The organism is Microbispora sp. ATCC PTA-5024 (genome assembly GCF_000511135.2).
Taxonomy (GTDB): domain Bacteria; phylum Actinomycetota; class Actinomycetes; order Streptosporangiales; family Streptosporangiaceae; genus Microbispora; species Microbispora corallina.
In genome coordinates this window covers 627,106-652,466 of the sequence record NZ_KI866523.1, presented here as the reverse complement: position 1 = coordinate 652,466, position 25,361 = coordinate 627,106, and the positions used below count along the sequence as shown (strand labels likewise).

29 protein-coding genes, 2 tRNA genes and 1 other RNA gene are annotated in these 25,361 nt (G+C 72.2%); 14 read left to right on the top strand and 18 right to left on the bottom strand.

The annotated features are described in order from the left end of the window. Nucleotide 1 precedes the first annotated feature (1 nt). A complete protein-coding gene (locus MPTA5024_RS15515; RefSeq protein WP_036324731.1) occupies nt 2–325 on the bottom strand; it encodes a YciI family protein in 324 nt (107 codons plus the stop codon). A gap of 389 nt (nt 326–714) precedes the next feature. After that, the gene (locus MPTA5024_RS15510; protein WP_051458216.1) at nt 715–1,320 is read right to left on the bottom strand and encodes a PadR family transcriptional regulator; all 606 of its coding nucleotides are present in this window, start codon (nt 1,318–1,320) and stop codon (nt 715–717) included. Between the two features lie 98 nt (nt 1,321–1,418). Between MPTA5024_RS15510 and MPTA5024_RS15505 the strand changes: the two genes are divergently transcribed. Together MPTA5024_RS15505 and MPTA5024_RS15500 are read left to right on the top strand one after the other, a co-directional pair. Further along, the gene (locus MPTA5024_RS15505; protein ID WP_157099486.1) at nt 1,419–1,976 is read left to right on the top strand and encodes a hypothetical protein; all 558 of its coding nucleotides are present in this window, start codon (nt 1,419–1,421) and stop codon (nt 1,974–1,976) included. Nucleotides 1,977–1,989: 13 nt separating this feature from the next. Beyond that, nucleotides 1,990–3,288, top strand: coding sequence for a carotenoid oxygenase family protein (locus MPTA5024_RS15500; RefSeq protein ID WP_036324730.1), 1,299 nt, complete (start codon nt 1,990–1,992; stop codon nt 3,286–3,288). A 23-nt stretch (nt 3,289–3,311) separates the two neighbouring features. On the opposite strand, the gene MPTA5024_RS15495 is transcribed toward MPTA5024_RS15500, so the two are convergent. Next, a complete protein-coding gene (locus MPTA5024_RS15495) occupies nt 3,312–4,046 on the bottom strand; it encodes a metallophosphoesterase (RefSeq protein ID WP_036324729.1) in 735 nt (244 codons plus the stop codon). A 191-nt stretch (nt 4,047–4,237) separates the two neighbouring features. On the opposite strand from MPTA5024_RS15495, the gene MPTA5024_RS15490 reads away from it, so the two are divergent. Further along, nucleotides 4,238–4,681 (top strand): ester cyclase, encoded by a 444-nt coding sequence (locus MPTA5024_RS15490; protein WP_036324728.1) that lies wholly within the window; start codon nt 4,238–4,240, stop codon nt 4,679–4,681. A 17-nt stretch (nt 4,682–4,698) separates the two neighbouring features. Here MPTA5024_RS15490 and MPTA5024_RS15485 read toward each other — a convergent pair whose 3' ends face one another. The 4 genes from MPTA5024_RS15485 to MPTA5024_RS15470 form a co-directional block, all read right to left on the bottom strand. Then, complete coding sequence (locus tag MPTA5024_RS15485; RefSeq protein WP_036324727.1) at nt 4,699–5,157, bottom strand: SRPBCC family protein; 459 nt, start codon at nt 5,155–5,157, stop codon at nt 4,699–4,701. 79 nt (nt 5,158–5,236) lie between these two features. Further along, nucleotides 5,237–6,028 (bottom strand): helix-turn-helix domain-containing protein, encoded by a 792-nt coding sequence (locus MPTA5024_RS15480; RefSeq protein ID WP_051458215.1) that lies wholly within the window; start codon nt 6,026–6,028, stop codon nt 5,237–5,239. A 74-nt stretch (nt 6,029–6,102) separates the two neighbouring features. Continuing rightward, on the bottom strand, nt 6,103–6,873 hold the full coding sequence (locus MPTA5024_RS15475) for an ABC transporter permease (protein ID WP_051458427.1): 771 nt from the start codon (nt 6,871–6,873) through the stop codon (nt 6,103–6,105). 43 nt (nt 6,874–6,916) lie between these two features. Continuing rightward, nucleotides 6,917–7,783, bottom strand: a complete 867-nt coding sequence (locus MPTA5024_RS15470) for an ABC transporter ATP-binding protein (RefSeq protein ID WP_036324726.1) — start codon at nt 7,781–7,783, stop codon at nt 6,917–6,919. A gap of 132 nt (nt 7,784–7,915) precedes the next feature. Here MPTA5024_RS15470 and MPTA5024_RS15465 point away from each other — a divergent pair, with 132 nt between their 5' ends. The 3 genes from MPTA5024_RS15465 (at nt 7,916) to dnaN (ending at nt 11,240) form a co-directional block, all read left to right on the top strand. Beyond that, a complete protein-coding gene (locus tag MPTA5024_RS15465) occupies nt 7,916–9,415 on the top strand; it encodes a sensor histidine kinase (protein ID WP_063794698.1) in 1,500 nt (499 codons plus the stop codon). Beyond that, nucleotides 9,406–10,053, top strand: a complete 648-nt coding sequence (locus MPTA5024_RS15460) for a response regulator (RefSeq protein ID WP_036324725.1) — start codon at nt 9,406–9,408, stop codon at nt 10,051–10,053. Before MPTA5024_RS15465 ends, MPTA5024_RS15460 begins: the two co-directional genes overlap by 10 nt. Nucleotides 10,054–10,148: 95 nt before the next feature. Continuing rightward, the gene (gene dnaN, locus MPTA5024_RS15455; RefSeq protein WP_036326309.1) at nt 10,149–11,240 is read left to right on the top strand and encodes a DNA polymerase III subunit beta; all 1,092 of its coding nucleotides are present in this window, start codon (nt 10,149–10,151) and stop codon (nt 11,238–11,240) included. Nucleotides 11,241–11,320: 80 nt separating this feature from the next. Here dnaN and MPTA5024_RS15450 read toward each other — a convergent pair whose 3' ends face one another. The 6 genes from MPTA5024_RS15450 to upp form a co-directional block, all read right to left on the bottom strand. Next, nucleotides 11,321–12,007 carry a FadR/GntR family transcriptional regulator gene (locus tag MPTA5024_RS15450; RefSeq protein WP_036324724.1) on the bottom strand — a complete coding sequence of 229 codons (687 nt, stop codon included), beginning with the start codon at nt 12,005–12,007 and terminating at the stop codon, nt 11,321–11,323. A 99-nt stretch (nt 12,008–12,106) separates the two neighbouring features. Beyond that, nucleotides 12,107–13,435, bottom strand: coding sequence for a helix-turn-helix domain-containing protein (locus MPTA5024_RS15445; protein ID WP_036324723.1), 1,329 nt, complete (start codon nt 13,433–13,435; stop codon nt 12,107–12,109). A gap of 132 nt (nt 13,436–13,567) precedes the next feature. Beyond that, entirely contained in the window at nt 13,568–14,098 is a 531-nt protein-coding gene (locus MPTA5024_RS15440) for a PH domain-containing protein (RefSeq protein ID WP_036324722.1), read from the bottom strand. Continuing rightward, a complete protein-coding gene (locus MPTA5024_RS40880; protein ID WP_157099485.1) occupies nt 14,095–14,271 on the bottom strand; it encodes a hypothetical protein in 177 nt (58 codons plus the stop codon). The genes MPTA5024_RS15440 and MPTA5024_RS40880 overlap by 4 nt, the downstream gene beginning before the upstream one ends. 77 nt (nt 14,272–14,348) lie before the next feature. Beyond that, nucleotides 14,349–14,567, bottom strand: coding sequence for a hypothetical protein (locus tag MPTA5024_RS15435; protein WP_036324721.1), 219 nt, complete (start codon nt 14,565–14,567; stop codon nt 14,349–14,351). Between the two features lie 112 nt (nt 14,568–14,679). After that, a complete protein-coding gene (gene upp / locus MPTA5024_RS15430; protein WP_036324720.1) occupies nt 14,680–15,318 on the bottom strand; it encodes a uracil phosphoribosyltransferase in 639 nt (212 codons plus the stop codon). 139 nt (nt 15,319–15,457) lie between these two features. Here upp and MPTA5024_RS15425 point away from each other — a divergent pair, with 139 nt between their 5' ends. The 4 genes from MPTA5024_RS15425 to MPTA5024_RS15410 all read left to right on the top strand — a co-directional run bounded on the left by MPTA5024_RS15425 (nt 15,458) and on the right by MPTA5024_RS15410 (nt 17,108). Then, nucleotides 15,458–15,946: a tRNA adenosine deaminase-associated protein gene (locus tag MPTA5024_RS15425; RefSeq protein ID WP_036326306.1), complete on the top strand. Its 489-nt coding sequence runs from the start codon at nt 15,458–15,460 to the stop codon at nt 15,944–15,946. A gap of 15 nt (nt 15,947–15,961) precedes the next feature. Beyond that, the gene (locus MPTA5024_RS15420; RefSeq protein WP_036324719.1) at nt 15,962–16,444 is read left to right on the top strand and encodes a tRNA adenosine deaminase-associated protein; all 483 of its coding nucleotides are present in this window, start codon (nt 15,962–15,964) and stop codon (nt 16,442–16,444) included. Nucleotides 16,445–16,453: 9 nt separating this feature from the next. After that, nucleotides 16,454–16,930, top strand: coding sequence for a tRNA adenosine(34) deaminase TadA (gene tadA / locus MPTA5024_RS15415; RefSeq protein ID WP_198167170.1), 477 nt, complete (start codon nt 16,454–16,456; stop codon nt 16,928–16,930). Between the two features lie 93 nt (nt 16,931–17,023). After that, nucleotides 17,024–17,108: transfer RNA gene (locus MPTA5024_RS15410), tRNA-Ser, on the top strand. Nucleotides 17,109–17,334: 226 nt separating this feature from the next. On the opposite strand, the gene MPTA5024_RS15405 is transcribed toward MPTA5024_RS15410, so the two are convergent. From MPTA5024_RS15405 to ypfJ, 3 genes are all read right to left on the bottom strand, one after another. Further along, entirely contained in the window at nt 17,335–17,553 is a 219-nt protein-coding gene (locus MPTA5024_RS15405) for a hypothetical protein (RefSeq protein ID WP_084369718.1), read from the bottom strand. A gap of 235 nt (nt 17,554–17,788) precedes the next feature. Then, the gene (locus tag MPTA5024_RS15400; protein ID WP_036324717.1) at nt 17,789–18,085 is read right to left on the bottom strand and encodes a type II toxin-antitoxin system VapB family antitoxin; all 297 of its coding nucleotides are present in this window, start codon (nt 18,083–18,085) and stop codon (nt 17,789–17,791) included. Between the two features lie 58 nt (nt 18,086–18,143). Beyond that, on the bottom strand, nt 18,144–19,010 hold the full coding sequence (gene ypfJ / locus MPTA5024_RS15395; protein ID WP_036324716.1) for a KPN_02809 family neutral zinc metallopeptidase: 867 nt from the start codon (nt 19,008–19,010) through the stop codon (nt 18,144–18,146). A gap of 231 nt (nt 19,011–19,241) precedes the next feature. Between ypfJ and MPTA5024_RS15390 the strand changes: the two genes are divergently transcribed. Together MPTA5024_RS15390 and MPTA5024_RS15385 are read left to right on the top strand one after the other, a co-directional pair. Beyond that, nucleotides 19,242–20,747, top strand: a complete 1,506-nt coding sequence (locus tag MPTA5024_RS15390; protein WP_084369717.1) for a phospholipid carrier-dependent glycosyltransferase — start codon at nt 19,242–19,244, stop codon at nt 20,745–20,747. A gap of 148 nt (nt 20,748–20,895) precedes the next feature. Further along, nucleotides 20,896–21,249: a hypothetical protein gene (locus MPTA5024_RS15385; protein ID WP_036324714.1), complete on the top strand. Its 354-nt coding sequence runs from the start codon at nt 20,896–20,898 to the stop codon at nt 21,247–21,249. Nucleotides 21,250–21,306: 57 nt separating this feature from the next. Here MPTA5024_RS15385 and MPTA5024_RS15380 read toward each other — a convergent pair whose 3' ends face one another. Continuing rightward, nucleotides 21,307–22,644 (bottom strand): YcaO-like family protein, encoded by a 1,338-nt coding sequence (locus tag MPTA5024_RS15380; protein ID WP_051458214.1) that lies wholly within the window; start codon nt 22,642–22,644, stop codon nt 21,307–21,309. A gap of 662 nt (nt 22,645–23,306) precedes the next feature. Continuing rightward, nucleotides 23,307–23,392 (bottom strand) — tRNA-Ser (locus MPTA5024_RS15375). Between the two features lie 86 nt (nt 23,393–23,478). Here MPTA5024_RS15375 and ffs point away from each other — a divergent pair. After that, nucleotides 23,479–23,574, top strand: an RNA gene (gene ffs / locus MPTA5024_RS39005) — signal recognition particle sRNA small type. A 42-nt stretch (nt 23,575–23,616) separates the two neighbouring features. Further along, a partial coding sequence (locus MPTA5024_RS15370; protein WP_051458213.1) for a DNA polymerase III subunit gamma and tau occupies nt 23,617–25,361 on the top strand: 1,745 nt, incomplete at its 3' end.

Sequence of the window (25,361 nt, the reverse complement as noted above, 5' to 3'; positions counted from 1 at the left end):
GTCAGGGCAGCCAGTACGGCCGGATCTCGATCTGGCCGTACCTCGCGAACGGGTGGGCGGCCGCCACCTCCACGGCCTCGTCGAGGTCGGCCACCTCGATGATGTCGTAGCCGGCCATGAGGTCCTTGGTCTCGGCGAACGGCCCGTCGGCCACCAGGACCTCGTCGCCGCGGACGCGGACGGTGGTGGCGTCGCTCGGGGGCCGCAGGCGGTTGCCGTCCAGGCGCACGCCCCGGCGGCTCATCTCGTCGGCCCAGTCTCCGGCGGGCACCTCGGGCACGTCGTCCACGGTGTGGTCGGTGCAGATCAGGAGCATGTACTTCATGCGGTGGTCTCCCTTCGACGTCAACCCGACGAACGGCCGGCCCGCGGATCGACATCGGGAGCGCGGTCAGGCGCAGACGTCCCGGTACGGCACGCCGGGGAAGTGCCGGCGCCACTCGGCGTCCGTCAGCGTACGCCCGGCGCGGGCGCAGACGGCGGCCGCCTGGAGGGAGGGGGCGACGGGCACCTCGCGCAGGACGCCGCTCGTTCGGCTCCTTGCTGAGGGCGGCCGCCGCGAGCGCGCGCAGGGAGTCCGGCAGGACGCCGAGGTCGGGGTCGGTGGCCAGCACGCGGTGCATGACCGGTCGGTCCGGCCATTGGATGCGGGCGGGGGCGCGGAAGTTGCGCGGGGCACGGGAGGTCGTCCCCGGGCGGCGGCCTCGGCGGCCCTCAGGCGGGCGGCGCGTCCGCCGGTGGCGCTCCCGATGAGAGGCTTCCGCCGGGTGGCGCGGTGGCGGCGGGGTGCGCGGGCAGGTCGTTGAGGGACGCGACACGCTCGGCGGCCCACTCGGCCCACTCCCGCTGCATGGAGGTGAACCGCAGCCCCCATTCCAGGGCGATGTTGCCGTAGAGGGACAGCGGGTCGTCGCCCTGGCTGACGGACTCCCGGAGCTCCAGCAGCCCGGCGTGGTCCTCCTCGGCGGCCACGGCCTGCCGTTCCAGGTAGCTCCGAGCCTGCTCCGGCTCCAGCTCGCTGAGGAAGAACACCCGGAGCAGGGCCTCGAAGCGGTGGGTCCGCTGCGGCTCGACCTCGGTCAGCCAGTGGCGCAGCTCGGCGATCCCGGTCTCGGTGATGGCGTACTCCTTGCGGCCCCGGGGGCCCTCGGCGGCGGCCTTGACCAGCCCCGCGCCCGCGAGGCGGTTGAGCTCCGCGTAGACCTGGCTCTGGGTGGCGGGCCAGACGTGGTTCAGCGAGATCTCGAAGACTTTCAGCAGGTCGTAGCCGCTCGCCGGGCCGGCGGTGAGCAGGCCGAGCATCGCGTGACGGAGACTCATGGCTCCGAATCTTACCTTCCTATGTTGACATGTCGCTACAGGAGGTTCTAGCTTCGACATGTCACTTATGGAACGTCGTTGTCTCGAAGGAACCCCTCGTGATCCGCTACCTGCGCACCTTCCTCCCCTGGATCGCCTTCGCCGTCCTGAGCACGGACACCGAGGCGCGCTGGGGCGCACTGGCCGCGCTCGCGCTGTCGGCCGTGCTGCTCGCGGGTGACCGGCGGGCGGGGCGGGGCTGGGACGAGCTTGTTCTGGAGGTCGGCTCGGCGCTCTTCTTCGCCGCCCTGGTGATCGCCTCGTTCACGATCTCTCCGGCGCCTCTCGGGGCGTACGGCCCGGCCGTCTCGGTGGGCTGGCTGGCGCTGATCTCCTGGGCGTCCCTCGCCGTCCGCCGGCCGTTCACGCTGGGCATCGCCCGGCAGTCGACGCCGGTCGAGGTGCACGCCTCGCCGCTGTTCTACCGGGTCAACGCCGTCATCACCGCCGTGTGGGCGGCCGCCTTCACGCTCGACGCGCTCGCCCTGGCGGTCCTGTACGCGGTGGCCCCGCACGCCGCGGTCGCCATCGTCGCCGTCAAGGTCTGCGCGTTCGTGATCCCCGCGATCTTCACGCTCCGCTACCCCCGGATCGTCCGCGCCCGTTACGCCGTCTGACAGGAGTCCAGCCATGACGACCGCCGCCTACCTCACCGGCCTCCTGGCCCCCGTCCCGGACGAGATCGACGCGCTCGACCTGCCCGTCTCGGGGTCCCTGCCGCCCGAGCTGTCCGGCCGCTACTTCCGCAACGGCCCCAACCCGCTGCCCGGGCAGGACCCGGGTCACTGGTTCACCGGCCACGGCATGATCCACGGCATCCGGCTGCGCGACGGCCGGGCCGAGTGGTACCGCAACCGGTGGGTCCGCACCCCTCTCCTCGCCGGGGAGGGCCGCTTCATCACCGACACGGGGATCGACCGGACCGCCGTGCCGGCCAACACGCACGTCGTCCGCCACGCCGACCGCATCCTCGCGCTCGTCGAGAACGGCCTGCCGTACGAGATGACTCCGGACCTGGAGACGGTCGGCCCGTGCGACTTCGGCGGCCGGCTCACCACCGCCATGACCGCCCACCCGAAGGAGGACCCGCTCACCGGCGACCTGCACTTCTTCGGGTACGGCTTCGCCGAGCCGTACCTCACCTACCACCGGCTCTCGTCGGCGGGCGAGCTGGTGGAGAGCCGGGAGATCCCGGTGCCGGGGCCGACCATGATGCACGACTTCGCCATCACCCGGGGCCACGTGATCTGGCTCGACCTGCCGGTGGTCTTCGACGTGGATTTCGTGGGCCGCGGCCTGCCGTACCGGTGGGACGACGGGTACGGAGCCCGGCTCGGCGTGATGCCGCGCGAGGGCGGCCCGGTGCGGTGGTTCGACGTCGACCCCTGCTACGTGTTCCACGTGGGCAACGCCCATGAGGACGAGCACGGGCGCGTCGTCGTCGACGCGGTCCGCTACTCGCCCGGGGCGTTCGCGACGCTGTGGCCGCGCATCGGCGGCAGCGCCAACCCGGCCGCGGAGACGGGCGGCGCCGCCCTGCACCGCTGGGTGCTCGACCCGGCCACCGGCGTCGCCAAGGACGAGCGGCTCGACGACCGCGCCGTGGAGTTCCCGACGATCAACGACGCCCGCACCGGCCTGACCGGCCGTTACGTCTACGCGGTCGCGGACGACGCCGTCGTGAAGTACGACACGGAGACCGGGGCGAGTCTCGCCCACGAGACCGGCGAGCGGTCGCCGGGCGAGGCGGTGTTCGTGCCGGCCGACGGCGGCGGCGAGGACGAGGGCTGGCTGCTGTCGATCGTGGGCTCCGAGCACGAGGCGGAGCTGCGCGTGCTCGACGCGTCCGACCTGACGGCGGTGGCGTCCGTACGGCTGCCGCGCCGGGTGCCCGCCGGGTTCCACGGCTCATGGATCCCCGACGAGTGAGCCCCGGCGGGTGAGCCCCGAGGTCAGAGAACCGGCCGGTAGTGGGTCGTGATCCGGCCGTCGTCGAGCACGTGGATCGCGACGGCCGGCGGCAGGTCGCCGTCGATCGGCGGCAGCGCCGAGGTCTCCGACGGCAGCAGGCCCGTGTTGACCACGCCGGGGGCGACCAGCAGCGGCAGCCCGGCGAACGTGGTGGCGGCGGCCGTGTGGGCGTGACCGACCAGGACGGCCACCACGTGCGGGTGCCCCTCCAGCACCGCCCGCAGCCCGTCGGGCTCCCGCAGGCCGATCTCGTCGACGTACGGGATGCCGAGGGCGACCGGCGGGTGGTGCATGCCGACGAAGGCGGGCACCCCCGGCGTGGCCGTGAGCACCGAGTCGAGCCAGGAGAGCGTGTCCTCATCCAGCCGTCCCTCCGGACGGCCGGGGATGCTGGAGTCGCAGAGGGCGATCGTGGCGCTCGGCAGGTTGAGCGCCTGGTTGACGGGCTGGTCGCCGTCCAGGCCCAGCAGCGCCTTGCGGAGGTCGCCGCGGCTGTCGTGATTGCCCGGGCACAGGACGAGCGGCGTGTCGTCGTCCGCCAGCAGCTCGCGCACGATCTCGTACTCCTGCGGCGCGCCGTGGTCCGCGATGTCCCCCGTGAGCACGAGGGCGTCGGGCCGCAGGCTCCGGGCGTACCCGAGGGCCCGCGCGGCACGCGCCGTGTTCCGCTCGCTCCCGTCGATGTGGATGTCGCTCACGTGGGCCAGCACGAGCATGAGGCACCTCTCCGGACTTTTGGGGCTCCAGCTTCTCACGCCGGCCGGGCTGGGGCGACGCCTGATTGATCTTGCCTCGGCGTCCGAGATAGGCCGGTAAGCCTTCTATGGGCGATATGCGACATCTTTGTGGTTTGTCGCTTACGTACCAATGGGTAGCGTCGAGACAGCGGCCCGCGAAGGGGATCGTGATGTCCACCGGATGGGATGTCAAGCACAGGCTGTGCCAGGCGATCAACGTGCACGACCTGCACGCCGTCCTGGAGTGCTACAGCCCGGACGCGGTCCTGGTCTGCCCCGCGGGCGTGGCGGAGGGGCGCGACCAGATCGCCTGGATCTACGAGCAGCTGTTCAAGGGCTTCCCCGACTACTGCCAGACCCCGTGGCTGGAGGTCGACTGCGACGATCCCGCCGTCTCCGAGTGGACGATCACCGGCACCCACGCCGGCCCCTTCCTGCTGCCCGACGGCCGTGAGCTGCGGGCCACCGGCCGCCACGTGACCCTCCGCGCGTCCTGCCTGTCGTACGTCGAGGGCGGCCGGATCGTCACGCACCGCGAGTACTTCGACCAGCTGGAGCTGTACAGCCAGCTCGGGTTCGGCCTCGTCGAGCTCGACCGCGAGAGCCAGGACTGATTCCCTGACGGGCGGGGTCAGCCGGGGGTCGCGGCGGAGCCGGCCGACAGGCGCTCCGCCAGGATCCCCGCCCGGGCCAGCTGGACCTTGCGCGCCTGTCCCGCGGCGTACCCCACCAGGAACCAGGGGGCCGACAGCTCCAGCCGGTCGTCGACGCGGGTCCCCGAGTCGTCCGGGGACAGGTCGAAGCGGTAGGCCATCCGGACCCCGCCGGGGCTGCGCACCTCCCCGTGGACGGCGAGTCCGTCGGTGTGCAGGGCCACCCGGATCGGGTTGTCGTGCGTGACGACCCCGAGGAACCGGAAGCGCTCGACCGCCGTGTAGCGGATCACCCTGGGCTCGGAGCGGTCCACGTCCCTGACCGCGACCACGAGGGGCGACAGGCCGATGTAGTTCTCCGGCGTCGTCAGGTGGTCGAACACCTTGTCCGGGACCGCGTCCACGTGGAACGCGTGGGTGAGCACCCTGGTCGGCACTCCTTGCCTCCTGTGCTTGATCGTCATCTTCCTGGCGAATTGTGACAAGTCAGGACGATCGGGTGGAAGCGCGGCAGGGTCACGAAGCGGTGTCGCGGAGGTACGCGGCCGTGGCCGGGTCCGCCGGGTAGAACGACTCGATCATCAGCTCCGACACCGTCACGTCGAGCGGGGTGCCGAACGTGGCGACGATGCTGAAGAACGACAGCTCCCGGCCCGCCCGGCGCACCCGCAGCGGCACCAGGATGTCGCCCGGCCCCGGCAGCTCGACCTCGGGCTCCGGCTGGTCGCAGGGATAGTCGCACAGCTCCTTGTACAGCTCCCCGAGCCGGGGGTCCGCCGTGACCGCGATCTGCCTCCTCAACCGGCCGAGCAGGTGGGCGCGCCACTCGCCGAGGTTCACGATGTGCGGCGCGAGCCCTTCGGGATGGAGGCTCGCCCGCAGCACGTTGGCGAGCAGATCGGGGTCGACGCCCTCGCTGAGCAGGCCGATCCCGGCGTTGGCGTCGACCAGGTCCCAGTTGCGGTCCACCACCACGGCCGGGTACGGGTCGTGGGCCGTCAGCAGCCGCCGTATCGCCTCGCACACGGCGGCCATCCGCGGGGAGTCGAGGGCGGACTCGGCGTAGACCGGGGCGTACCCGCCGGCCAGCAGCAGGTGGTTGCGCTCCCGGAGCGGGAGGTCGAGGTGCTCGGCGAGGTGGAGGACCATGTCGCGGCTCGGCTTGGCCCGGCCGGTCTCCAGGAAGCTGAGGTGCCGCGTGGAGATCTCGGCCTGGACCGACAGCTCCAGCTGGCTGAGCCGCCGGTGCTCGCGCCACTGCCGGAGCAGCTCGCCGAAGGGTCTCTGGAAGATGTGCGCCGCTGTCACGTCCCCGACGCTATCCGGCGTCCGTGAGGCGGGGCGATTACCCGCCGGGTAATCGCCCGTCGTCCCCGGGCCGTTCATTCCCAGCGGAACAGGCGGGCCGCGCCGAGCCCGGCCGCCGCCGCCCAGCCGGCCAGCACGGCCAGGTGGAGCGGCTGTAGGCCGTGGCCGGCGAGGGCGTCGAGCAGGCCCTGGCCGAAGGCTCCGGTCGGGGTGACGTCGCTGATCCGCCGCAGGACCTCGGGCATGAGCGGACGGGGCAGCCACATGCCGGCCAGGAACAGCAGCGGGAACATCACGGCCGCCCCCGCGCCCTGGACGATCCGGGAGTTCGGCGACACGGCGGCCAGGCACAGCCCGATCGCGAACATCGCCAGGCAGCCCAGCGTGAAGACGGCGGCGAACCCGAGCGGCGCCCGCGGGAACGGCGTGCCCAGCAGCACGTGACCGAGGGCGAGCGTCAGCGCCGTCGCCGCCGCCGCGACGACGGCGTTGACCACGAGTTGCGCGCCGAGCAGCGCGGACGGGCGCACCGGCGTGGTGGACATCCGGCGCAGCACGCCGCGCTCCCGGTAGACGACCAGGGCGGTCGGCAGCGTGCTGAGCGCGAGCGTCACCACCGACAGCAGGACCATCATCCCGGGCAGCTGCACGTCGACCACCCGCTGCCCGCCGAGGGCGGGGTCCGGGTCGCGGAAGCCGGGGATCGAGAAGCCGAGGACGAGCAGCAGGGCCGCGGGCAGCAGCACGGCGAAGAACACCGCGACCGGCTCCCGGAGGAACAGGCGGGCCTCGACGCCGGCCAGCCTGGCCAGACGGGCGGGGACGAAGGCGGCGGGGGCGGTCATGAAGGTCTCCGGGGTCGTGAGGGGAGTGGCGGCGGAAGCGGCCTCAGACGGCGGCATGGGAGCCGGTCAGGGCGAGGAACGCGTCGTCGAGCGTGGTCCGCTGGACGACGAGGTCGGACAGCCGGGAGGCGGGCAGAACCGCGAGCACCGCGCCGAGCAGGTCGCCCGTGCCGGTCACCACGACCGTGTCGCCCTCCATGGCCACGGAGGCGACCTCGGGCAGCGCCCGGAGACCCTCCACCGGGCCGTCCGTGCGGAAGGTCAGCCGCCGCCCGCCGCCGGCCCGGTCGATCAGGCCGGCGGGCGTGTCCACGGCGAGCACCCGGCCCTCGGCGATGACCGCGACCCGGTCGCAGAGCCGCTCGACCTCGTCCATGAAGTGGGTGACCAGCACGACCGTGACCCCGCGGTCGCGGATGCGGGCGACGAGGTCCCAGGTCTCGCGCCGGGCCTGCGGGTCGAGGCCGGTGGTGAGCTCGTCGAGGATCGCGATCCGCGGGTCGCCGACCAGCGCGAGCGCGATCGACAGCCGCTGCCGCTGGCCGCCCGACAACTTGGCGAACGGGGTCCGCGGGTCGAGGCCGGCCTCGCCGAGCAGGTCACGCCAGTCGGCGGGCCGGGAGTAGAACGAGGCGTAGAGCGACAGCGCCTCCCCGACCCGGATCTTGTCGGGCAGCGAGCACTCCTGAAGCTGCACGCCGACCTGCTCCTTGAGGTCGGCGTCCACCTCGATCCGCCCGGAGGTGGGAGTGCGCAGACCGGCGACGCACTCGACCGTCGTCGTCTTGCCGGCGCCGTTGAGGCCGACGATCCCGAAGATCTCGCCCTCCTCGACGGAGAACGAGACGTCCTCGACCGCGACCCGCGCGCCGTACGTCCTGCGGAGGTGGTCCACCGTGATGATTGCCATGCCGACGACGCTAGGAATCTGGCGGGCGGCCCGGAATGCGGCTGCGGACCCGATAGGGGTGCACTTTCCTCCACCCCCATCGGGCGGCTTCGCCCACTGTGCCCGCCCGGCGTCAGCGCCCAGACTGAACCCATGGCCTCAGCTCGCTCGACCCTCACCGCCCTGGCCCGGAGCACCGCCCTCGCCGGCCTCGCCCTGCTGGGCCTGGCCGCCGGCCTGGTGATGCTCGTGGCGGTGCTGCTCACCTTCCTGGTCGGCCTGGTGTTCGCCTTCCCGCCGGCCGTACGGTTCGCGCGGGCCGTGACCCGGCGGCAGCGCGGGCTGGCCGCCCGCTGGTCGGGCATCTCGATCGACGACCCGTACCGGCCCGCGCCGCCCCCGCCGGTCCCACAGGCTGACGGCTGGTATCGCGACGGCCGCACCCTCTACAGGAAGCCCACGATCCCGGCCTTCAACAAGCGGTGGAACTGGATGACCAAGGACCCCGCCACCTGGCGGGACCTCGCCTTCCTGATCTCCGCGCCGTTGGCCGGCGGATTCGTGGCCGCCGCTCCGCTGCTGGCGGTCGCGTACGGCGTCGCGTGGGCAGCCGGGGGCAACCCGGCGATGGGCGCGGTCTGGATCCTGCTCGCGGTGATCGTCGCGCCCTGGTACGCGCCGTGGGCCGTGCGCCTGCACGGCCAGGTCGCCGCCGCGTTGCTGGGGCCCACGGAGAAGGCCAGGCTCGCCCAGCGGGTCACCCGCCTCGACGCCGCCCGCACCGAGGCCGTCGACTCCCAGGCCGCCGAGCTGCGCCGGATCGAGCGTGACCTGCACGACGGCGCGCAGGCCCGTTTGGTGGCGATCGGTATGACGATCGGCGCGGCCGAGCAACTGCTGGAAAGCGACCCGCAGGCCGCCCGGGCGCTGCTCGGCAAGGCGAGGGAGGCGTCGGCGACCGCCTTGCAGGAGATCCGGCGGCTGGTGCGCGGCATCCATCCCCCGGTGCTGGCCGAGCGCGGCCTCGGCGACGCCGTACGTGCCCTCGCCCTGGACAGTCCGCTGCGCGTCCACGTCACCGTCGACCTGCCCGAGCGGGCCTCCGCGCCGCTGGAGTCGGCGGCGTACTTCGCGGTGAGCGAGCTGCTGGCCAACGCCGCCAGGCACGGCGACGCGACCGAGGCGTGGGTGGACGTGAGCGCGCAGGGCCCGGCGCTGCGCGTGACGGTGACCGACGACGGCCACGGCGGCGCGGACCCCGAGCGCGGCACCGGCCTGCGCGGCATCGAGCGCAGGCTCGGGGCCTTCGACGGCGTCCTCGCGGTGAACAGCCCCGTGGGCGGCCCGACCACGGCCGTCATCGAACTTCCCCGGGCGTTCCGGACGAGGCCGGCGCCGACGACCCCGTGGCGCTACTTCGGCCGCCTGTGCTGGGCGCTGTGGCCGATCGCGCTGTTCCCGCAGGGACTGGTCGCGATGGTGTTCAAGCTGGTGGGGTCGCCGGTGAAGTCCTGGTTCCTGGCCCTGTACATGCCCGAGCCCTTCCAGTGGCCGGCCATCGTCGGCATGATTCTGCTCGGCGGCGGCCTGCTGGCCGTCGCGCTGGCGACGACGGTGCGGACCAGGGAAACGGAGGGCGGCGGGTGCGCGTAGTCCTGGCGGAGGACCTCCACCTGCTGCGGGAGGGCCTGGTCCACCTGCTCCGCGCGCACGGCTTCGACGTGGTCGCCGCCGTCGAGTCGGGCCCCGACCTGCTGGAGGCGCTGGTCGCCGAGCGCCCCGACGTCGCGGTCGTCGACGTACGGCTCCCCCCGACGTTCACCGACGAGGGGCTGCAGGCATCGCTCGCGGCCCGGCGGCGCGTCCCCGGGCTGCCGATCCTCGTGCTGTCCCAGCACGTGGAGCAGCTGTACGCCCGCGAGCTGCTGGCCGACGGCAGCGGCGGCATCGGCTACCTGCTGAAGGACCGGGTGTTCAACGGCGAGCAGTTCATCGACGCCGTACGCCGGGTCGCCGCCGGGGGGACGGCGATGGACCCCGAGGTCATCGCCAAGCTGCTGGTGAGCAACGCCCGCAAGGAGCCCATCGGCCGTCTCACCCCCCGCGAGCGCGAGGTGCTTGAGCTCATGGCGGAGGGCCGGTCGAACGCCGCCATCGGCCAGCGGCTCCACCTGAGCGAGAGCGCGGTCGGCAAGCACACGGCCGGCATCTTCGCCAAGCTCGACCTCGCCCCCTCCGACGACGACAACCGCCGCGTGCTGGCTGTCCTCGCCTACCTCAACTCGCGGTGACGCCCGCGGATCCCGGTGCCAGACTGGTCTCGCCGGGTTTGTCGGTGCCGGAGGCTACGGTGGCCAGCGAGTGGCGGCGCACACGGGAGGTCGGGATGAAGTTCCAGGTGAACCGGGATGTCCTCGCCGAGGCGGTGGCGTGGACGGCCCGGGTGCTGCCGGCCCGGCCCGCCGTCCCCGTGCTGGCCGGCCTGCTGCTGGAGGCGGGCGACGACCTGCGGGTGTCCGCCTTCGACTACGACGTGTCGGCCCGGGCCGAGATCGAGGCCGACGTCGCGGAGCCGGGGCGCGTGCTGATCCCCGGCCGGGTGCTCGCGGAGATCACCCGCAGCCTGCCCGCGCGGCCCGTGGAGATCGTCCGGAGCGGCTCGGAGGCCGTGCTGACCTGCGGCAGCGCCGAGTTCGGGCTGCTCACCATGCCCGACGAAGACTTCCCGACCATGCCGGTCATGCCGCCGAAGGTGGGCGCCGTCGGCGGGGGCGTGTTCGCCGCCGCGGTCGGCCAGGTGGCCCCGGCGGCCAGCCGCGACGACACGCTGCCGATGCTCACGGGCGTCCGGATCGACATCGACGGCGTGCAGGTCGCGATGGCGGCGACCGACCGCTACCGCATCGCCGCCCGAGAATTCCTGTGGCACCCCGAGCGGGACGGCGAGCGCCACGGCGTCGTGGTCCCGGCCCGGGTCCTGGTCGAGGTGGCCCGCTCGCTGCGCGGCGGCGAGGTGTCGATCGGCCTGGGGGACAACGTCGCCGGGTTCGAGAGCCAGGGCCGGGTGACCACGGTCCGGCTGCTCGACGACCAGTTCATCGACTACCGGGCGCGCCTGTCGGAGGAGTGGCCGGTCCACGCCGACGTCGTGGCGGGGCCGTTCGTGGAGGCGATCAAGCGGGTCTGCCTGGTGGCCGAGCGGAACACGGCGGTCCGGCTGTCGTTCTCGCAGGGGCAGGTGCTGATCCAGGCAGGCGGCGGGGACATCGGCCGGGGGGCCGAGGTGATCGAGGCCGACCTCGACGGGCCGGACATCCAGATCGCCTTCCAGCCCCACTTCCTGCTCGACGGCCTCGCCGGCGTCGAGACCGAGCGCGTCCGCGTCCACATGGACTCGTCCACCCGCCCGGCCCTCATCACCGACGACGGCGACGACCCGGGTTTCCGCTACCTCGTGATGTCCCTCCGCCTCGCCTGACGCCGAGGGACCGGCGCGCGTCACGGAGATCGGCCTCCGGTGGGGAAGACCGGGTCAGGCCGTCAGCTGTCGAACGGGGGTCAGGAGGTCAGGCCGGAGTCGGTGAGGGCGATGAGGATGTGCTCCATGCACGCGTGGCCCGCGCGCTCCGCGGCGGCGGCGTCACCCGCCGAGATGGCCCGGACGATCGCGTCGTGGGGGATGTAGTTCTGCTCCAGCGAGCCGCCCGCCGCGGCGATGCTCGCCCGCAGCGCGGCGGAGAAGTCGACGTACAGGTCGATCAGAACCTGGTTGTGCGTCGCCTCGACGACCGCGACGTGGAAGGCCAGGTCGGCCTCGACGAAGGCGTCCGGCTCGCCGTCCGCCCACGCCTTCTCCCGCTCGGCCAGCGCGGCCTCGACCGCCGCGATGTCCCCGTCGGTCCGCCGGGTGGCCGCGAGGCGGGCGGCCTCGACCTCCAGCGCGCGGCGGACCTCCAGGATCTCCAGCTGCTCGGCCGCCCGCAGCCGCCGGGCCATCGCGCCCGACAGCTCGCTCGTCGCCCGGACGTAGGTCCCGTCTCCCTGACGGCACTCGAGCAGCCCCGCGTGGGTCAGGGCCCGTACGGCCTCCCGCACGGTGTTCCGCCCGACGCCGAGGTGCTCGGCCAGGACCGTCTCAGTGGGGATCTTGGCATGCATCTGCCAGGAACCAGAGGTGATCTGCTCCTTGAGCTGGTCGATCACCTGGTCCACGAGAGACGCCCGCTGCGCCGTCCGCAGGCTCACGTCAGCCTCCTCTGGGTTACCAATCATCCGATGATTGAATGAGTGGTCGACCCTAATTATTCCAGAGCCCCTAGAACAAATCCGGAGCTCCAGGAGGCTTTATCGGGCGAGCACCGCCGAGGTAGTGGAGCCCGGTATGTTCACTCGGATTCCCACGGCTTCCAGGGCTCTACGATATGCCCCCGCCTGCTGATCAAGGGCACCGGCCTGTCCCCAGAGGTCGCCGAGCGCACGCCAGGTGCGCGCGGTCTCCCGGTCGAGGGAGGCCGGCCCCGCTTCGAGCAGGTCCTGCGCCCGGCGCAGCGCCGGCGTCGCGTCGTCGGACCGTGCCAAAGCGACCTCGGCGAGGACGGTGTACGCCGTGGCGGCGGTGGTCCCCGGAACGCCGACCAACAGATCCAGTGCCTGATCGGCCAGATCCGCTGCGGATTCCGTGTCTCCGGAACGAAGCCGGACGTAGCTCAGCACCACGAGGCTCTTCGCGTGTTCGGCCCGCTCGTTCGCGAATCCGGCGAAGACCCTGCTCGCGGACGTCGCCAGCTCGTTGGCTCGATCCAAATCGGCGTCTTCGGGATCCGAGGCCGTGAGCCTCGCCCAGTTCATGGCGATCCGCGCGCAGCGGATGGCGATCCGGGCGGGCCGGCCGGCGGCCAGCGCGTCCTCCGCCAGCTGGACGGCGAGCGCGGAGTCCTCCCCCTCGGCGGCCGTGACGCTGGCCTGCCAGAGCGCGAGCACCTCGGAGCTGCTGTCGCCGGCCTCCGGGGAGCCCGTCGCCGTGAGCACCCGCTCGACGTACGGCAGCCCGGTCTCGGCCTCGACCAGCGCGAGGGCCAGCTCGACGGCGAGCTCTCCCTCGACGAAGCCGAGCCGGTCGACCTGGGTCAGCGCGTGGGCGCCGAGGTCCCTGGCCCGCAGCCGGTCGCCGGCCCGCTGGTAGCAGCGGCACAGCGCGATCGTCAGCGGCAGGTCGGCCAGCCGCTCGGGGTGGGCCGCGGCCTCGCGGCGGAGCCGCTCGTAGGCCTCGACCGCCCGGCCGGTGCGTCCCTGCGCCTCCAGCGCGCGCGCCACGCCCATCCGGGCGTGCGCGGCGAGCATCGCGTTGTCCTCGCCCGCCGCCTTGACGATCTCGCCGAAGCGGTCGGCCGCGACGACGGGGTCGCCGTGATACAGCTCGAGCTCGGCATGACGCAGGCCGAGCTCGGTGTCGATGCGCTGCCGCGGTTCTATGCCGTGAAGCAGGAACTCGGTGGTGCACCCGAGCCGTTCGGCGAGCAGTCGCGCGACGACGGGAGTAGGCGTCCGCTTACCGGACTCGATGAGGGAGACGTAGCTGTCCGACAGGTCGGGTCCGGCCAGCTGGGCTTGGGACATGCGCCTGCTCAACCGCAATCCGCGGACGCGGTCACCGATGGTTCCCTGACTCGGCATCTGATCTCTCAGGGCGGGGGAATGGTCAATGGTGTCGCCATAATGGCACGAAGCGACCGAATCGTGTAACCCTCCGTCAAGAATCACGACGGTGAAGGTTCGATCACGGGGACGCTGCGGGGGAGGCGGGGGTCAGTCGTCGTCCCCGTCCTTGCTGGGGAAGATCATCTGACAGACCTCGAGGTAGAGGGTCTCGGGGTAGGGGATGTGGGGAACGGTGCGCAGGGCCTGGTCCTGGCCGGCCGACTCCATGACGAACTCGCCGTAGCCGAGCATGCGGCCGAGGAGCGAGCGCTGGAAGCTCATGTCGGTGACCTTGCTCAGGGGCATCATCGCGACCTTGCGCGTGATGAGGCCGGTGGTGAGGAGCATGCGCTGGGACGTCACGACGAAGTAGTCGACCGACCACTCCGCCACCTTCCAGACGAAGCGGATGAGGAGGAGCAGCCAGGCCCACCAGACGAGGACGAGGATCTGGCCCGCTCCGCTCTCGCTGAGCCACTTGCTGAGCAACCCGGCGAGGATGAGCCCGCCGAATATCTCTGCCACCGGCCGGAGGAGTACGGCGGGGTGGCGCCTGACCATGATGACTTGGTGCTCGTGGGGGAGGAGGTAACGGTTGACCGACGACGGGGCGGAGTCCCCGTGGGTCACAAGTCTCATGTCAGGGTGGCGAAGAACTGCGCCATCGAGTTGGCCGCGCCGACCAGGCCGTCGAAAGCGCCGTGCACCGTGTGCGCGGCGTCAGTGGGCCGGGTCAGAACGTAGAAGGTGACCACTCCGACGCTTGTCCACTTGAGGATCTTCTTGACCTGCACTGCCGTCACCACTCCCATGACCTATACATTACCCAGGCGGCCCCCTCGGTAAAGATGCAAAGCTCCGAAGATCCGCCACGCCGATGTGGCCGGCGTCATCCGCGCTCGGCGGCGGCGGTGGCCAGCACCCGCAGGTGCTTGCGCGCGATGCGCTCGACCAGGGCCGGAGGGGCGGAGCCGGTGACCTCCACCGCGCCGTGATGCGCGGCCTGGACACATCGGGTGACGGTCGCGGCGGGGTGCACCCCCGCGAACTCGTCCCTGAGCAGGGCCTCGAGCTGCTCGTAGCGCTCGTCGGCCGGAAGCTCGCTCATCGCACTCCCTGGTGGCGCGCCGCTCGCGCGAACGCGGCGAGACGTCGACATCACTATGCGTACCCGTATGGGCGCGCACTGTAACTATGGCGCGGGAGGGGCGGGAACGAGATCAGACCACGCCGTACAGGCGGTCACCGGCGTCGCCGAGACCGGGCACGATGTAGCCGTTCTCGTTCAGCCGTTCGTCGAGAGCGGCGGTGACCACGCGGATCGGCTTGCCGATCCCCTGGAAGGCCTCGTCGAGGTGGGCGAGCCCCTCGGGCGCGGCGAGCAGGCAGATCGCGGTGACGTCCTCGGCGCCGCGGTCGAACAGGAAGTGGACGGCGGCCGCGAGCGTCCCGCCGGTGGCCAGCATCGGGTCCAGCACGTAGCACTGGCGGCCGGACAGGTCCTCGGGCAGGCGGGTCGCGTACGTCTGCGCCTTGAGCGTCGACTCGTCGCGGATCATGCCGAGGAAGCCCACCTCCGCCGTGGGGAGGAGGCGGGTCATGCCGTCGAGCATGCCGAGGCCGGCCCGCAGGATCGGCACCACCAGCGGCGCCGGGCGGGCCAGCCGCACGCCGTGGGCCGGGGCGAGCGGCGTGTCGACCGTGACGTCGATGACGCGGACGTCCCGGGTGGCCTCGTAGGCGAGCAGCGTGACGAGCTCGTCGGCGAGACGGCGGAACGTCGGCGAATCGGTCCGCACGTCGCGCAGGGTGGTGAGCTTGTGGGCGACGAGCGGGTGGTCGACGACGAGGGTCTGCATGGCTCCAAAAGTTACCGTGTCCTGAAAGGTCACTCGACGTCACCTGGCTTTTGATCACAATTTGGCCGGAGCGCCGTACGGTATGACTTTGAGTCTGGGACGATTGCCTGACGTGAGGGCCTTGCCGGTGGGGAAGACGATGACAGACGTGGACACGCTTGACTTCGCCATCGTGGTCTACCGCGAGGACGACCGCTGGGAGGCCGAGATGCTCCCCGTGGCGCTCACCTCCGATCTGCGCGGGCTCATCCACGCCCTGCGGCAGACGCCGAGCATGGGGACCACGATTGGCATGGTCGCCGTGGGGGATGACTTCTTCGTGGCTTTACGGGTCTTCGGCGAGCGCGTGAGCGTTTTCCTCTCGGACATCACTGCGTCGTGGGACTGGCCGCTGGCGCAGCAGGTCCTCGAGTACCTCGATGTGCCCGTCCCTGAGGAGGAGGAGCTCGACAGCGTCCTCCCGGCGGGCGACCTGTCCATCTTCGCCGACCTCGGGCTCGACGAGATGGAGCTCGGGGCCCTCTCGGGCGACCTCGACCTGCTGCCCGACGAGGTGCTGTCGAGCATCGCCGCCCGGCTGGGCTTCTCCCAGCCCTTCGAACGCGCCGTCGACGCCGCCATCGGCTGATTTCGGGAGACGGCAATGCCCTCGAGATCCAACCTCTTCTCCGCCGCCTTCGCCAGGACCACGGGCGGCTGGACCGGCGCCGAGGTCGACCTCGGCGAGGCCGAGATAGTCGACGACCTCGGCGACGCCGCGCAGGAGGCCCTCAACCTCGACGGCGACGAGCTCACGCTGCTGTGCGTCGAGGTCGAGGACGAGTGGTTCGCGATCGTCCGCTATGAGGACGACCTCGACCCGCGGGTGTTCATCTCCGACGCCCACGCGGTGCAGGGCGACCCCCTCGGCGAGATCTTCGCCGACCTCGCCGGCGTCGTGGTCGACAAGGACGCGCCCGATCTCGGCATCCGCCCGGTGGGCGACCTGGAGCTGCTGTCCGACTTCTCGGTGAGCGCGGAGGAGCTGCTGGAGCTCAGCATGGAGGAGGGCGTGCTGCCCGCCGACATCCTGTCCCTCATCGCCGAACGGCTCGGCTTCGCCGACGAGCTCGACCGCCTGCGATGACCGCCGCCGATGGCCGCCGCACCCGCGTCCGCTGACGCGTACGAGGCCGCCATGCGGCTCGCGCTGGCCGAGGCCGTACGGGCGGGGAGGCGTGGCGAGGTGCCGGTCGGAGCGGTCGTCCTCGACTCCTCCGGCGCCGCGGTGGCGGCCGCGGGCAACGACCGTGAGGCGAGCGGCGACCCCACGGCCCACGCCGAGGTGCTGGCCCTGCGGGCCGCGGCGCGCGCGGCCGGGGAGTGGCGCCTCGCGGGCCGGACGCTGGTCGTGACGCTGGAGCCCTGCACGATGTGCGCGGGCGCCGCCGTCCTGTCCCGGGTCGACCGGATCGTGTACGGCGCGGTGGACGAGAAGGCGGGGGCCGTCGGCTCGCTCTGGGACGTCGTCCGGGACCGGCGGCTCAACCACCGGCCCGAGGTGGTGATGGGCGTGCTCGCGGACGAGTGCGGCGCTCTGCTCAGCGAGTTCTTCGCCGGCCGGCGCCGCTGACGGGCCGTCGCCGCCTCAGGGAGCCGCCGAGCGCCGGTGGCCGCGGGGAAACGGATGCGCGGGCACTGGCATTCGTCCGGTAAGCTGCTGCGCGGTGGAGTCGCCTAGTGGCCGAGGGCGCACGCCTCGAAAGCGTGTGTAGGGCAACCTACCGTGGGTTCAAATCCCACCTCCACCGCTCTTGTGATGTCGCACGACATCGGAAACCCCTGAACCCGCGGGTTCGGGGGTTTCGTGTTTCGGGGGTTCGCGGTGGTCGGCTCGCGGAGCAGTGATCCGGCGGCGGCACGTCCTCTCCGGAGCCGCACCCGGCTCCGGAGAGGGTTCATGGGTTCGTCACTGCGAGGTGGCCGGGTGTCCGCGAGTCCGGCCAGGGTGTCCCGGTCGCGGCCGGGGAGGAACTCCTACGGGACGCTGTAGAGGAACCACAGGTTGTACTGGTAGTCGCAGTGGTACCAGCTCCACATGTGGTTCTGGACGCCGTAGTCCCCGTACCGATAGCAGTCGGACGAGTAGTAGTAGACGTTGCGCAGTGTGTCGGCGTGCGCGGGGCTGGCGGTGGCGACGATCGCCAGCCCGCTGACCAAGGCACCGGCGACGGCCAAAGCTCTGATCTTCCGCACCTACCCTCCTCAGGGGGATGTCGTGCCGGACTTCCACTGCGGAGCATCGCAGCGCGGACGATCTCGGTACAGATCACGTTTCGCCGCCGCCGTCGCCCGGCGAGATGACCTGCGGCGGTGCCGGGCACGCGGGCCGCGGTTCTGAAACTTTCCCGCCGGCCCTTCTCCACCGCTCACGCGAGAGCCGCCGGCCTGCGACAGGTCGGCGGCTCCGGTCGTCGTGGGGGCCCGGTCGTCAGTCGTCGAGCTCCAGCACGCGGGCGTGCAGCACCGAGCGCTGGTGGAGGGCGGCCCGCAGGGCCCGGTGCAGCCCGTCCTCCAGGTAGAGGTCGCCCTGCCACTGCACCACGTGCGGGAACAGGTCGCCGTAGAACGTCGAGTCCTTCGCGAGCAGCGAGTGCAGGTCGAGCACCGCCTTCGTCGTGATCAGCGTGTCGAGCCTGACCTGGCGGGGCGGGATGCGCGCCCACTCGCGATGCGACAGGCCGTGCTCGGGATAGGGTCGTCCGTCGCCGATCAACTTAAAGATCACGGTACGTAGTTTAGGAGACAATGGCGTTGTTTGGCGTCGATAGCCGCCCAGCGCCCGGTCAGATGCCTCCCGAGAAGGTGTCACACGAGCCGGGATCGCCGGAGCTGTAGCCGTTGGAGAACCACTTCTCCCGCTGCGCCGAGGTGCCGTGCGTGTAGGTGTCCGGGTTGGCCCGGCCCTGGGCCTGCTCCTGGATGTGGTCGTCGCCGACCGCGGCCGCGGCGTCGAGCGCCTCCTTGATGTCGGCGTCCGTGAACGGCTTGGCGTAGAAGCCGGTGTCCACGGCGTTCTTGGCCCAGACGCCCGCGTAGCAGTCGGCCTGCAGTTCCAGCCGCACCGACCCGCTCTCGGCGCCTTGCTCCTGCCCGACCCTGTTCATCGTGCCGAACAGGTCCTGGGCGTGGTGGCCGTACTCGTGGGCGATCACGTACGCCTGGGCGAACGGGCCGCCCTTGGCCCCGAACCGCGAGGTCAGCTCGTCGAAGAACGTCAGATCCAGGTAGACGTGCTTGTCGGAGGGGCAGTAGAACGGCCCGACCGAGGTGTCGGCCGCGCCGCACCCGGTCTGGATGCCGCCGGAGAACAGCGTGGTCTTGGCCGGCGTGTAGCCGTCGATCTGGCCTTCCCAGTACTTCTGGATGCTGTTGACCACGCCGACGACCCGGCACTTCTCGGACTGGTCGGCGTCGGCGCCGGTCTTGCACTGCTTGCTCAGGTCGCTGCTGGGCTGGAGGCCCGCGGGCTGGTCGCCGCCGCCGCCGGTGATGTCTCCGGGGTTGATCCCGAATATCAGGGCCACGATGAGGGCGATGATGCCGGCGGCTCCGCCGCCGATGGCGAGGCCACCGCCCCGGAAGCCCCCGCCGCCTCCGCCGACGTCTTCCACCTGGGAGGCGTCGAGTCGTGCTCGGTCATCGAAATCCATCTGCGACGCTCCCGGTGAGAGGGGCGCTGGTTGCGCTGTCGATGCTGTCGCCGGGGCCTTCTGCCCAGAATGCCGATGATCATTCATGGCAGCCGATGCCGACGCGTTCTTCGTGGGAGTTTGTACCGAATGTGGCGCTAGGATTCCCCCGTGGCCCCACCCGTATCCCGGACGATCGCGGAGACGGCTGGGGCGCCTCCCGTCTCCGTACGCGATCGTCTCGTGCCGCCCATGCCGGGCAGCCCGCTGTGGGGGTGGCTCGGCCCGCTGATCGTGACGGTCTTCGCGGGGTTCCTCCGCTTCGACCGGCTCGGCGTCCCGCGGGCCGTGGTCTTCGACGAGACGTACTACGCCAAGGACGCCTACGCCCTGCTCAGGTTCGGCGTCGAGCGCAAGTTCGCCGCCGACGCCGACAAGCTCATGCTGGCGGGCCGCACGGACATCTTCGCCGCCTGCGGCCAGGACCCGTACTGCGGGTACGTGACGCACCCGCCGCTGGGCAAGTGGCTGATCGCGGTGGGCGAGTGGCTGTACGGCCTCACGCCGTTCGGCTGGCGGTTCGCCGCCGCGCTCGTCGGGACGCTCAGCGTGCTGGTCCTGGCCAGGGTCGCCCGGCGTCTCACCCGTTCGACGCTGCTCGGCTGCCTCGCGGGCCTCCTGCTGGCGCTGGACGGCCTGCACCTGGTGTTCTCCCGCTCGGCCCTGCTCGACGTGTTCCTCACGTTCTGGGTGCTGGCCGGGTTCGCCTGCCTCGTCGTGGACCGGGACCGGGCCCGCGCCCGGCTCGCGGACTGGTACGGGACGTCCTCGCTGGCGGGCGAGGGGCCGCGGCTGGGCCTGCGCCCATGGCGCCTGGCGGCCGGCCTCTGCGTGGGGGCGGCCCTGGCCACCAAGTGGTCCGGCCTGTTCTTCGTCGTCGCCTTCGCGCTCCTCGGACTGGTCTGGGACGCGGGTGCGCGGCACGCCATCGGCCTGCGCCGTCCCTTCCGGGAGTCGCTGCGGCTCGACTGGCCCCTCGGCCTCGCGTGGACGGTCGTGTCGCCCCTGGTGGTGTATGTCGCCTCGTTCGCAGGGTGGTTCGCCTCCGCCGCCGGATGGGGCCGGAACTGGGCCCAGGCGACCTCGAACGGCTGGGTGTTCTTCGTCGTCGACTCGGTGCGGTCGCTGGTCCACTACCAGAGCCAGGTGCTCGGGTTCCACGAGGGACTGGACGCGTCGCACCCCTACCAGTCGCAGCCGTGGACCTGGCCCCTGCTGCTGCGTCCGGTGGCCTTCTTTTACGAGTCGCCCAAGGGCGTCTGCGGGGCGGCCACCTGCTCGCAGGCCGTGCTCGGCACCGGCACCCCCGTCATCTGGTACGCGGGACTGCTCGCCCTGGTGGCCGCGCTGACCTGGTATGCCGCGACCCGGGACTGGCGGGCGGGGAGCGTGCTCCTGATCTACGCGGCCGGCTGGCTGCCGTGGTTCTACTACGCCCTGGCCGACCACCGCACGATGTACCTGTTCTACGCGCTCCCGATGGTCCCGTTCATGATCCTGGCCATCGTCCTGGCGTGCGGGCTGATCCTCGGCCGCGTGGACGCCTCCCCCGCCAGGCGCGCGCTGGGCGCCTCCGTCATCGGGGCGTTCGCGCTGCTGGCGCTGGTGGACTTCTGGTGGCTGTGGCCCGTCCTCACCGCCGTCCCCGTGCCGTACGATGACTGGCACAGCCGCATGATGTTCCCCAGCTGGATCTGATCCCGGCTGGGGGAGGCCGGGCGTGTCGATCTCCCACGGCCTGACCCCGACTTTGCCCGGCCCTCATCCGCCCAGAACGGTCGTCTCACCGTCACACGTACAGGCTGTCCTGCGTCGGTTACAACAAGCGACCAGGAACGGAAGGCCGATGAAACTCACACTCACGATCGCCGGTCTCGCGGTGGCGGGGCTCGCCGTCGGCGGAGCGGCGACGGGAACCGCGTTCGCCTCGAATCACGCGTCGACGCCGAGGTCCTCGGCTCACGGGACGACGCCGGCGTCCTCGGCTCAGGGGTCGACGCCGGCGTCCTCGGCGGGGCGGGAGACCCACGTGCAGGGCGGACACCTGGACCCGCAGCTCGGCCGCCGGCTGGGCCGCCACCACCGGCACCACCACCGGCACCACCACCACCGTCGTCACCACCACCACGGCCTGGCGCCGCTGGGACAGACGGCGCAGGGCGGGAGCACGCTCAACGGGGTGAAGACCCCCGGCCGGTGAGGCCGGAGGGGGCGGGCCGTCCGATCGGCCCGTCCCCTCCCCGCCGGCGCCGTCCGGTCAGGGGAGGGCCGCGGTGGTGAGGGCGGCTTGGGCGCGGGGACCGGGCAGGATGAGGGCGCCCTGCAGGATGAGCATGAAGCGCTCCAGGCCCGGCACCAGGGTGTGCACGGCGGTGATGCCGCCGGGAAGCTCGGCCACGATCCGGTGGTACGGAGGATGACCGGCGCGGGTGAGGACGTCCACCAGCGCGCGCAGGTGCTCGGCGGGAGTCGCCGGGACGGCGGTGGGCGGGACGTAGGGCACGGTGCGGGCCACCGCCAGGTGGGCCGTGAGGTCGAAGCGGCCACAGGCGTGCAGCTCGGGGTAGCGGGCCAGCGCGGACAGGTCAGACGGGTGGGCGCCGGAGTGATCGCCGCTGAGGACGCCCTGGATGAACTCGGTCAGCGCCCGCCAGGCGGCGTAGTGGCCGCTCAGCGAGGTCCCGGCGCCGCGCCGGTGGGGAACGCCGGAGGTGGGGGCGGCGTAGGCCAGGAAGGTGGGCACGCCCAGGTCGGTGGTCATGTCCAGCAGATGCACCCGCTGCCCGGCCAGCCGCTGGGCCAGGGCGTGCGCGGCCGCCAGATCACCCGGGAGGGTGGCGACGTCCACGCGGCGCAGCCGGTGCCCGCCGCCGAGGAAGGCGTGTGCCAGCAGCAGCGAGTACGCGTCGCGTTCGACGGCCTCGTTGAGGGCGTGCACCAGCGCCTCAGCGGCGGTCACGCCGATGGCCGACCCGCTGTTGCTGCTGTAGCGCGCCACCCACCGGTAGTCGCAGCGATCGCCCGCGGCCGCGCGGGCCTCCTCCCCGCCGTCTTCGAGGTACCACGGGGCGCCCAGGAACACCGGCGCCGCCACCTGCTCGTGGTCGCCTCCGGCCCCGTCGAGGGTGTTCGCGTGCAGGGGGATGTAGTCGTGGCAGGCCAGCGGCTGGTCGCCCAGTTCGGCCAGCAGCGGGGCGATCACGTCCCGGGCGAGGACGCCGCCGGCCAGCGCGCGGGCGGGACGCAGGCGCGTCCCGGCCGGGTCGAACCACTCCGGGCCGGTCGCGTAGTGCTCCAGCGCCTCGAACAGCGCCCCCACCCGGGCCTCCTGGCGCAGGCCCTTGCCCATGCCGACGCCTTCCGGCGCCACCTGGCCGGTGGCGGTGCGCAACACGCACCGGTAGGCCGTCGGCTCGCCGCCGGCCTGGAGCTCTTCGAGCCCGGCCTCCAGGGCCAGCTCCCGCAGGGCGGCCAGGACCAGGCGTTCCGCCTCCGGCAGCGGCACCGCCCGCTCCACTCCCGACGGCGGCGGGCCGCCCGCCGGGCGCGCGACCGGACTGCCGTTGGTGGCGCTTCGCTGATCGAGGTGGTCCATGCCCGCGTCCTTCCGGTGTGCCGGTGTGACGACGGTGGGAACCGGGGAGGCGCCGGTTCGGGAGCGGGTCACCGGGGAGCGTGCCGGTCTGGAAGCGGTGCGCGTGTCGGCCGCTCGGATGTGCCGGTCTGGGAGCGGTGGGCTTTCCGAGCGCTTGGATTGTGCGGGTTCGGACGCGGCGGGAGCGTGGGTGCGGGTCGGGAAGCGGTGGGCACGGAAGCTGCCGTGCCCACCCGGGTCACCACCGCCGTCGGCGGCGGTGACGTGTCACTCGGTCTCGCGGAACGCGGCCAGCAGTTCCTGGAGCCGGCTCTCCTCCGCCTTCGTCAGCTCCTGCTGAGCCTGCTCGCACTGACGCATATCAGGACGGTAAGCACCCATGATCGGTCTCCTTCCTCATGGGTCCCTGACTTGTAATGGGCACCATCGCCCCCAATCGGTCGAGCGAATACCAATCGCCCCTCCGTACTGCCAAAACACGCTGCCCGGCTCAGATCAAACAGGGACCACGGGCACGCAAGCATCACGTACGCACCTGCGGGGGTCGATCGGCTCGGCGAGTCGGCGGCGGGTTCGACCGAGACCAGTGGTGAGACCCGGAACGCGCGAAAGGCCCGGCTGGATGGACCGGGCCTTTCGCGTTCTTGCTGCTCAACCAAGCGCGGAGGATAGGAGATTCGAACTCCTGAGGGGTTGCCCCCAACACGCTTTCCAAGCGTGCGCCCTAGGCCAACTAGGCGAATCCTCCGCCGAACAGCTTAGCGGACTTTCCGGCCCGTGATGACCGTGCCGCCGAACGGCCTGCGCATCGTTCCCGAGTGGTTAGACTGTGCACCGGACCCCTCGCGCGGCGTCATCCTGTGAACCTCCCCAGGGCCGGAAGGCAGCAAGGATAAGCGGGCTCTGGCGGGTGTGCGAGGGGTCTCTCAGTTAGCGGATTCGCCGGCCGGGTCGACCCCCCGAGGAGGCGGCATGAGTCTTGCGCTGTACCGCAAGTACAGACCCGGGACGTTCGCCGAGGTCAAGGGGCAGGAGCACGTCACCGAGCCGTTGCGTCAGGCCCTGCGCAGCGGGCGCATCCACCACGCCTACCTCTTCAGCGGGCCCCGCGGCTGCGGCAAGACCTCCAGCGCCCGCATCCTCGCCCGCTCCCTGAACTGCGAGAAGGGCCCCACGCCCGACCCCTGCGGCGAGTGCGAGTCGTGTGTCGCCCTGGCCGCGACCGGCCCCGGCCACCTGGACGTGATCGAGATCGACGCCGCGTCGCACGGCGGCGTCGACGACGCGCGCGACCTTCGTGAGCGGGCCTTCTTCGCCCCGGTCTCGGCGCGCTTCAAGATCTACATCATCGACGAGGCCCACATGGTCACCCGTGAGGGCTTCAACGCGCTGCTGAAGCTGGTGGAGGAGCCCCCGCCGCACCTGAAGTTCGTCTTCGCGACCACCGAGCCGGAGAAGGTCATCGGGACGATCAAGTCCCGCACCCACCACTACCCGTTCCGGCTCATGCCGCCGGCCACGCTCCGCCAGCTCATGGAGGAGATCCTCGAGTCGGAGTCCGTGCCGTACGAGCCGGCGGCGCTGCCGCTGGTGGTGCGGGCGGGCGCCGGGTCGGCCCGCGACTCGCTGTCGATCCTCGACCAGCTTCTCGCCGGCGCGGGCGACGGCGGGATCACCTACCAGCGGGCCGTGTCCCTGCTCGGCTACACCGACGGCGACCTGCTGGACGAGGTCGTCGACGCGTTCGCCAGGCGCGACGGCGCGGCCGTCTTCCACGCCGTGAACCGGGTGGTCGAGGGCGGTCACGACCCCCGCCGCTTCGCCACCGACCTGCTGGAGCGCTTCCGCGACCTGGTCATCCTGTCGAACGTCCCCGAGGCGGCGAGCAGCGGCCTGCTCGACCGGCCGGCCGACGAGCTGGAACGGCTGAAGGTCCAGGCCGCGTCGATGGGACCGGCGGAGCTGACCCGGGCCGCCGAGGTGTTCAACGCGGGGCTGACCGAGATGCGCGGCGCCACGTCGCCCCGGCTGCTGCTCGAGCTCATGTGCGCCCGCGTGCTGCTCCCGGCCGCCGAGCAGGGGGAGGCGGCGCTGCTGACCCGCCTCGAACGGCTGGAGCGCGGCATTCCCGCGGGCGGTCAGGTCCTCTCCGCGCCGGTCGCCTCCGCGCCTGTCGCCACGCCCGCCGCCACGACGCCGCCCGCGTCCGCGCCGCCGGCCGCCCCGGCGCAGGTCCCTCACCCCCCTCAGGCCGCTCCGGCCCCCCGGGCTGAGGGCTCACAGACGCCCACCTCCGCGGGCGAGGCGCCCGCCGCCGACGACTGGCCCACTCCCGTACGGCCCGGCGCCCCGGCCGCGGCCCCGGCTCCCACCGCGCCGGCCGCGGCCTCTCCCGCCGCCGCGGGGAGCGGGCCCGTCCAGCAGGCGTGGCCGCAGGTGCTGGAGGCGATCAAGAACCGGCAGCGCGTCGCCTGGATGATCCTCAACGCGCAGGGCCGCCTGCTCGGCGTGGAGGGCAACGTCGTGACCGTGGGCTTCGAGAAGCCCGGAGACGTGCAGGGCTTCCTCAAGGGCAAGCGCGACGAGGTGGTGGCGGCGGCGCTGAGCGACGTGCTCGGCGGCACCTGGCGGGTGGACGTCGTGGTCGGCGGTTCGGGGCCGGGCCCCGCCGGTCCGGCCACGCGCGGACCCTCCGGTCCGCAGGGCCCCGCGGCCGG

Coding starts and splice junctions, on each gene's coding strand:
- MPTA5024_RS15425 (WP_036326306.1), top strand. CDS start 15,458: ATGACAGACGTGGACACGCTTGACTTCGCCATCGTGGTCTACCGCGAG.
- MPTA5024_RS15510 (WP_051458216.1), bottom strand. CDS start 1,320: ATGAGTCTCCGTCACGCGATGCTCGGCCTGCTCACCGCCGGCCCGGCG.
- MPTA5024_RS15390 (WP_084369717.1), top strand. CDS start 19,242: ATGCCGGGCAGCCCGCTGTGGGGGTGGCTCGGCCCGCTGATCGTGACG.
- MPTA5024_RS15445 (WP_036324723.1), bottom strand. CDS start 13,435: ATGCCGAGTCAGGGAACCATCGGTGACCGCGTCCGCGGATTGCGGTTG.
- MPTA5024_RS15435 (WP_036324721.1), bottom strand. CDS start 14,567: ATGAGCGAGCTTCCGGCCGACGAGCGCTACGAGCAGCTCGAGGCCCTG.
- MPTA5024_RS15470 (WP_036324726.1), bottom strand. CDS start 7,783: ATGGCAATCATCACGGTGGACCACCTCCGCAGGACGTACGGCGCGCGG.
- MPTA5024_RS15385 (WP_036324714.1), top strand. CDS start 20,896: ATGAAACTCACACTCACGATCGCCGGTCTCGCGGTGGCGGGGCTCGCC.
- upp (WP_036324720.1), bottom strand. CDS start 15,318: ATGCAGACCCTCGTCGTCGACCACCCGCTCGTCGCCCACAAGCTCACC.
- MPTA5024_RS15440 (WP_036324722.1), bottom strand. CDS start 14,098: ATGAGACTTGTGACCCACGGGGACTCCGCCCCGTCGTCGGTCAACCGT.
- dnaN (WP_036326309.1), top strand. CDS start 10,149: ATGAAGTTCCAGGTGAACCGGGATGTCCTCGCCGAGGCGGTGGCGTGG.
- ypfJ (WP_036324716.1), bottom strand. CDS start 19,010: ATGGATTTCGATGACCGAGCACGACTCGACGCCTCCCAGGTGGAAGAC.
- MPTA5024_RS15475 (WP_051458427.1), bottom strand. CDS start 6,873: ATGACCGCCCCCGCCGCCTTCGTCCCCGCCCGTCTGGCCAGGCTGGCC.
- tadA (WP_198167170.1), top strand. CDS start 16,454: ATGGCCGCCGCACCCGCGTCCGCTGACGCGTACGAGGCCGCCATGCGG.
- MPTA5024_RS15495 (WP_036324729.1), bottom strand. CDS start 4,046: ATGCTCGTGCTGGCCCACGTGAGCGACATCCACATCGACGGGAGCGAG.
- MPTA5024_RS15420 (WP_036324719.1), top strand. CDS start 15,962: ATGCCCTCGAGATCCAACCTCTTCTCCGCCGCCTTCGCCAGGACCACG.
- MPTA5024_RS15490 (WP_036324728.1), top strand. CDS start 4,238: ATGTCCACCGGATGGGATGTCAAGCACAGGCTGTGCCAGGCGATCAAC.
- MPTA5024_RS15515 (WP_036324731.1), bottom strand. CDS start 325: ATGAAGTACATGCTCCTGATCTGCACCGACCACACCGTGGACGACGTG.
- MPTA5024_RS15500 (WP_036324730.1), top strand. CDS start 1,990: ATGACGACCGCCGCCTACCTCACCGGCCTCCTGGCCCCCGTCCCGGAC.
- MPTA5024_RS15380 (WP_051458214.1), bottom strand. CDS start 22,644: ATGGACCACCTCGATCAGCGAAGCGCCACCAACGGCAGTCCGGTCGCG.
- MPTA5024_RS15465 (WP_063794698.1), top strand. CDS start 7,916: ATGGCCTCAGCTCGCTCGACCCTCACCGCCCTGGCCCGGAGCACCGCC.
- MPTA5024_RS40880 (WP_157099485.1), bottom strand. CDS start 14,271: ATGGGAGTGGTGACGGCAGTGCAGGTCAAGAAGATCCTCAAGTGGACA.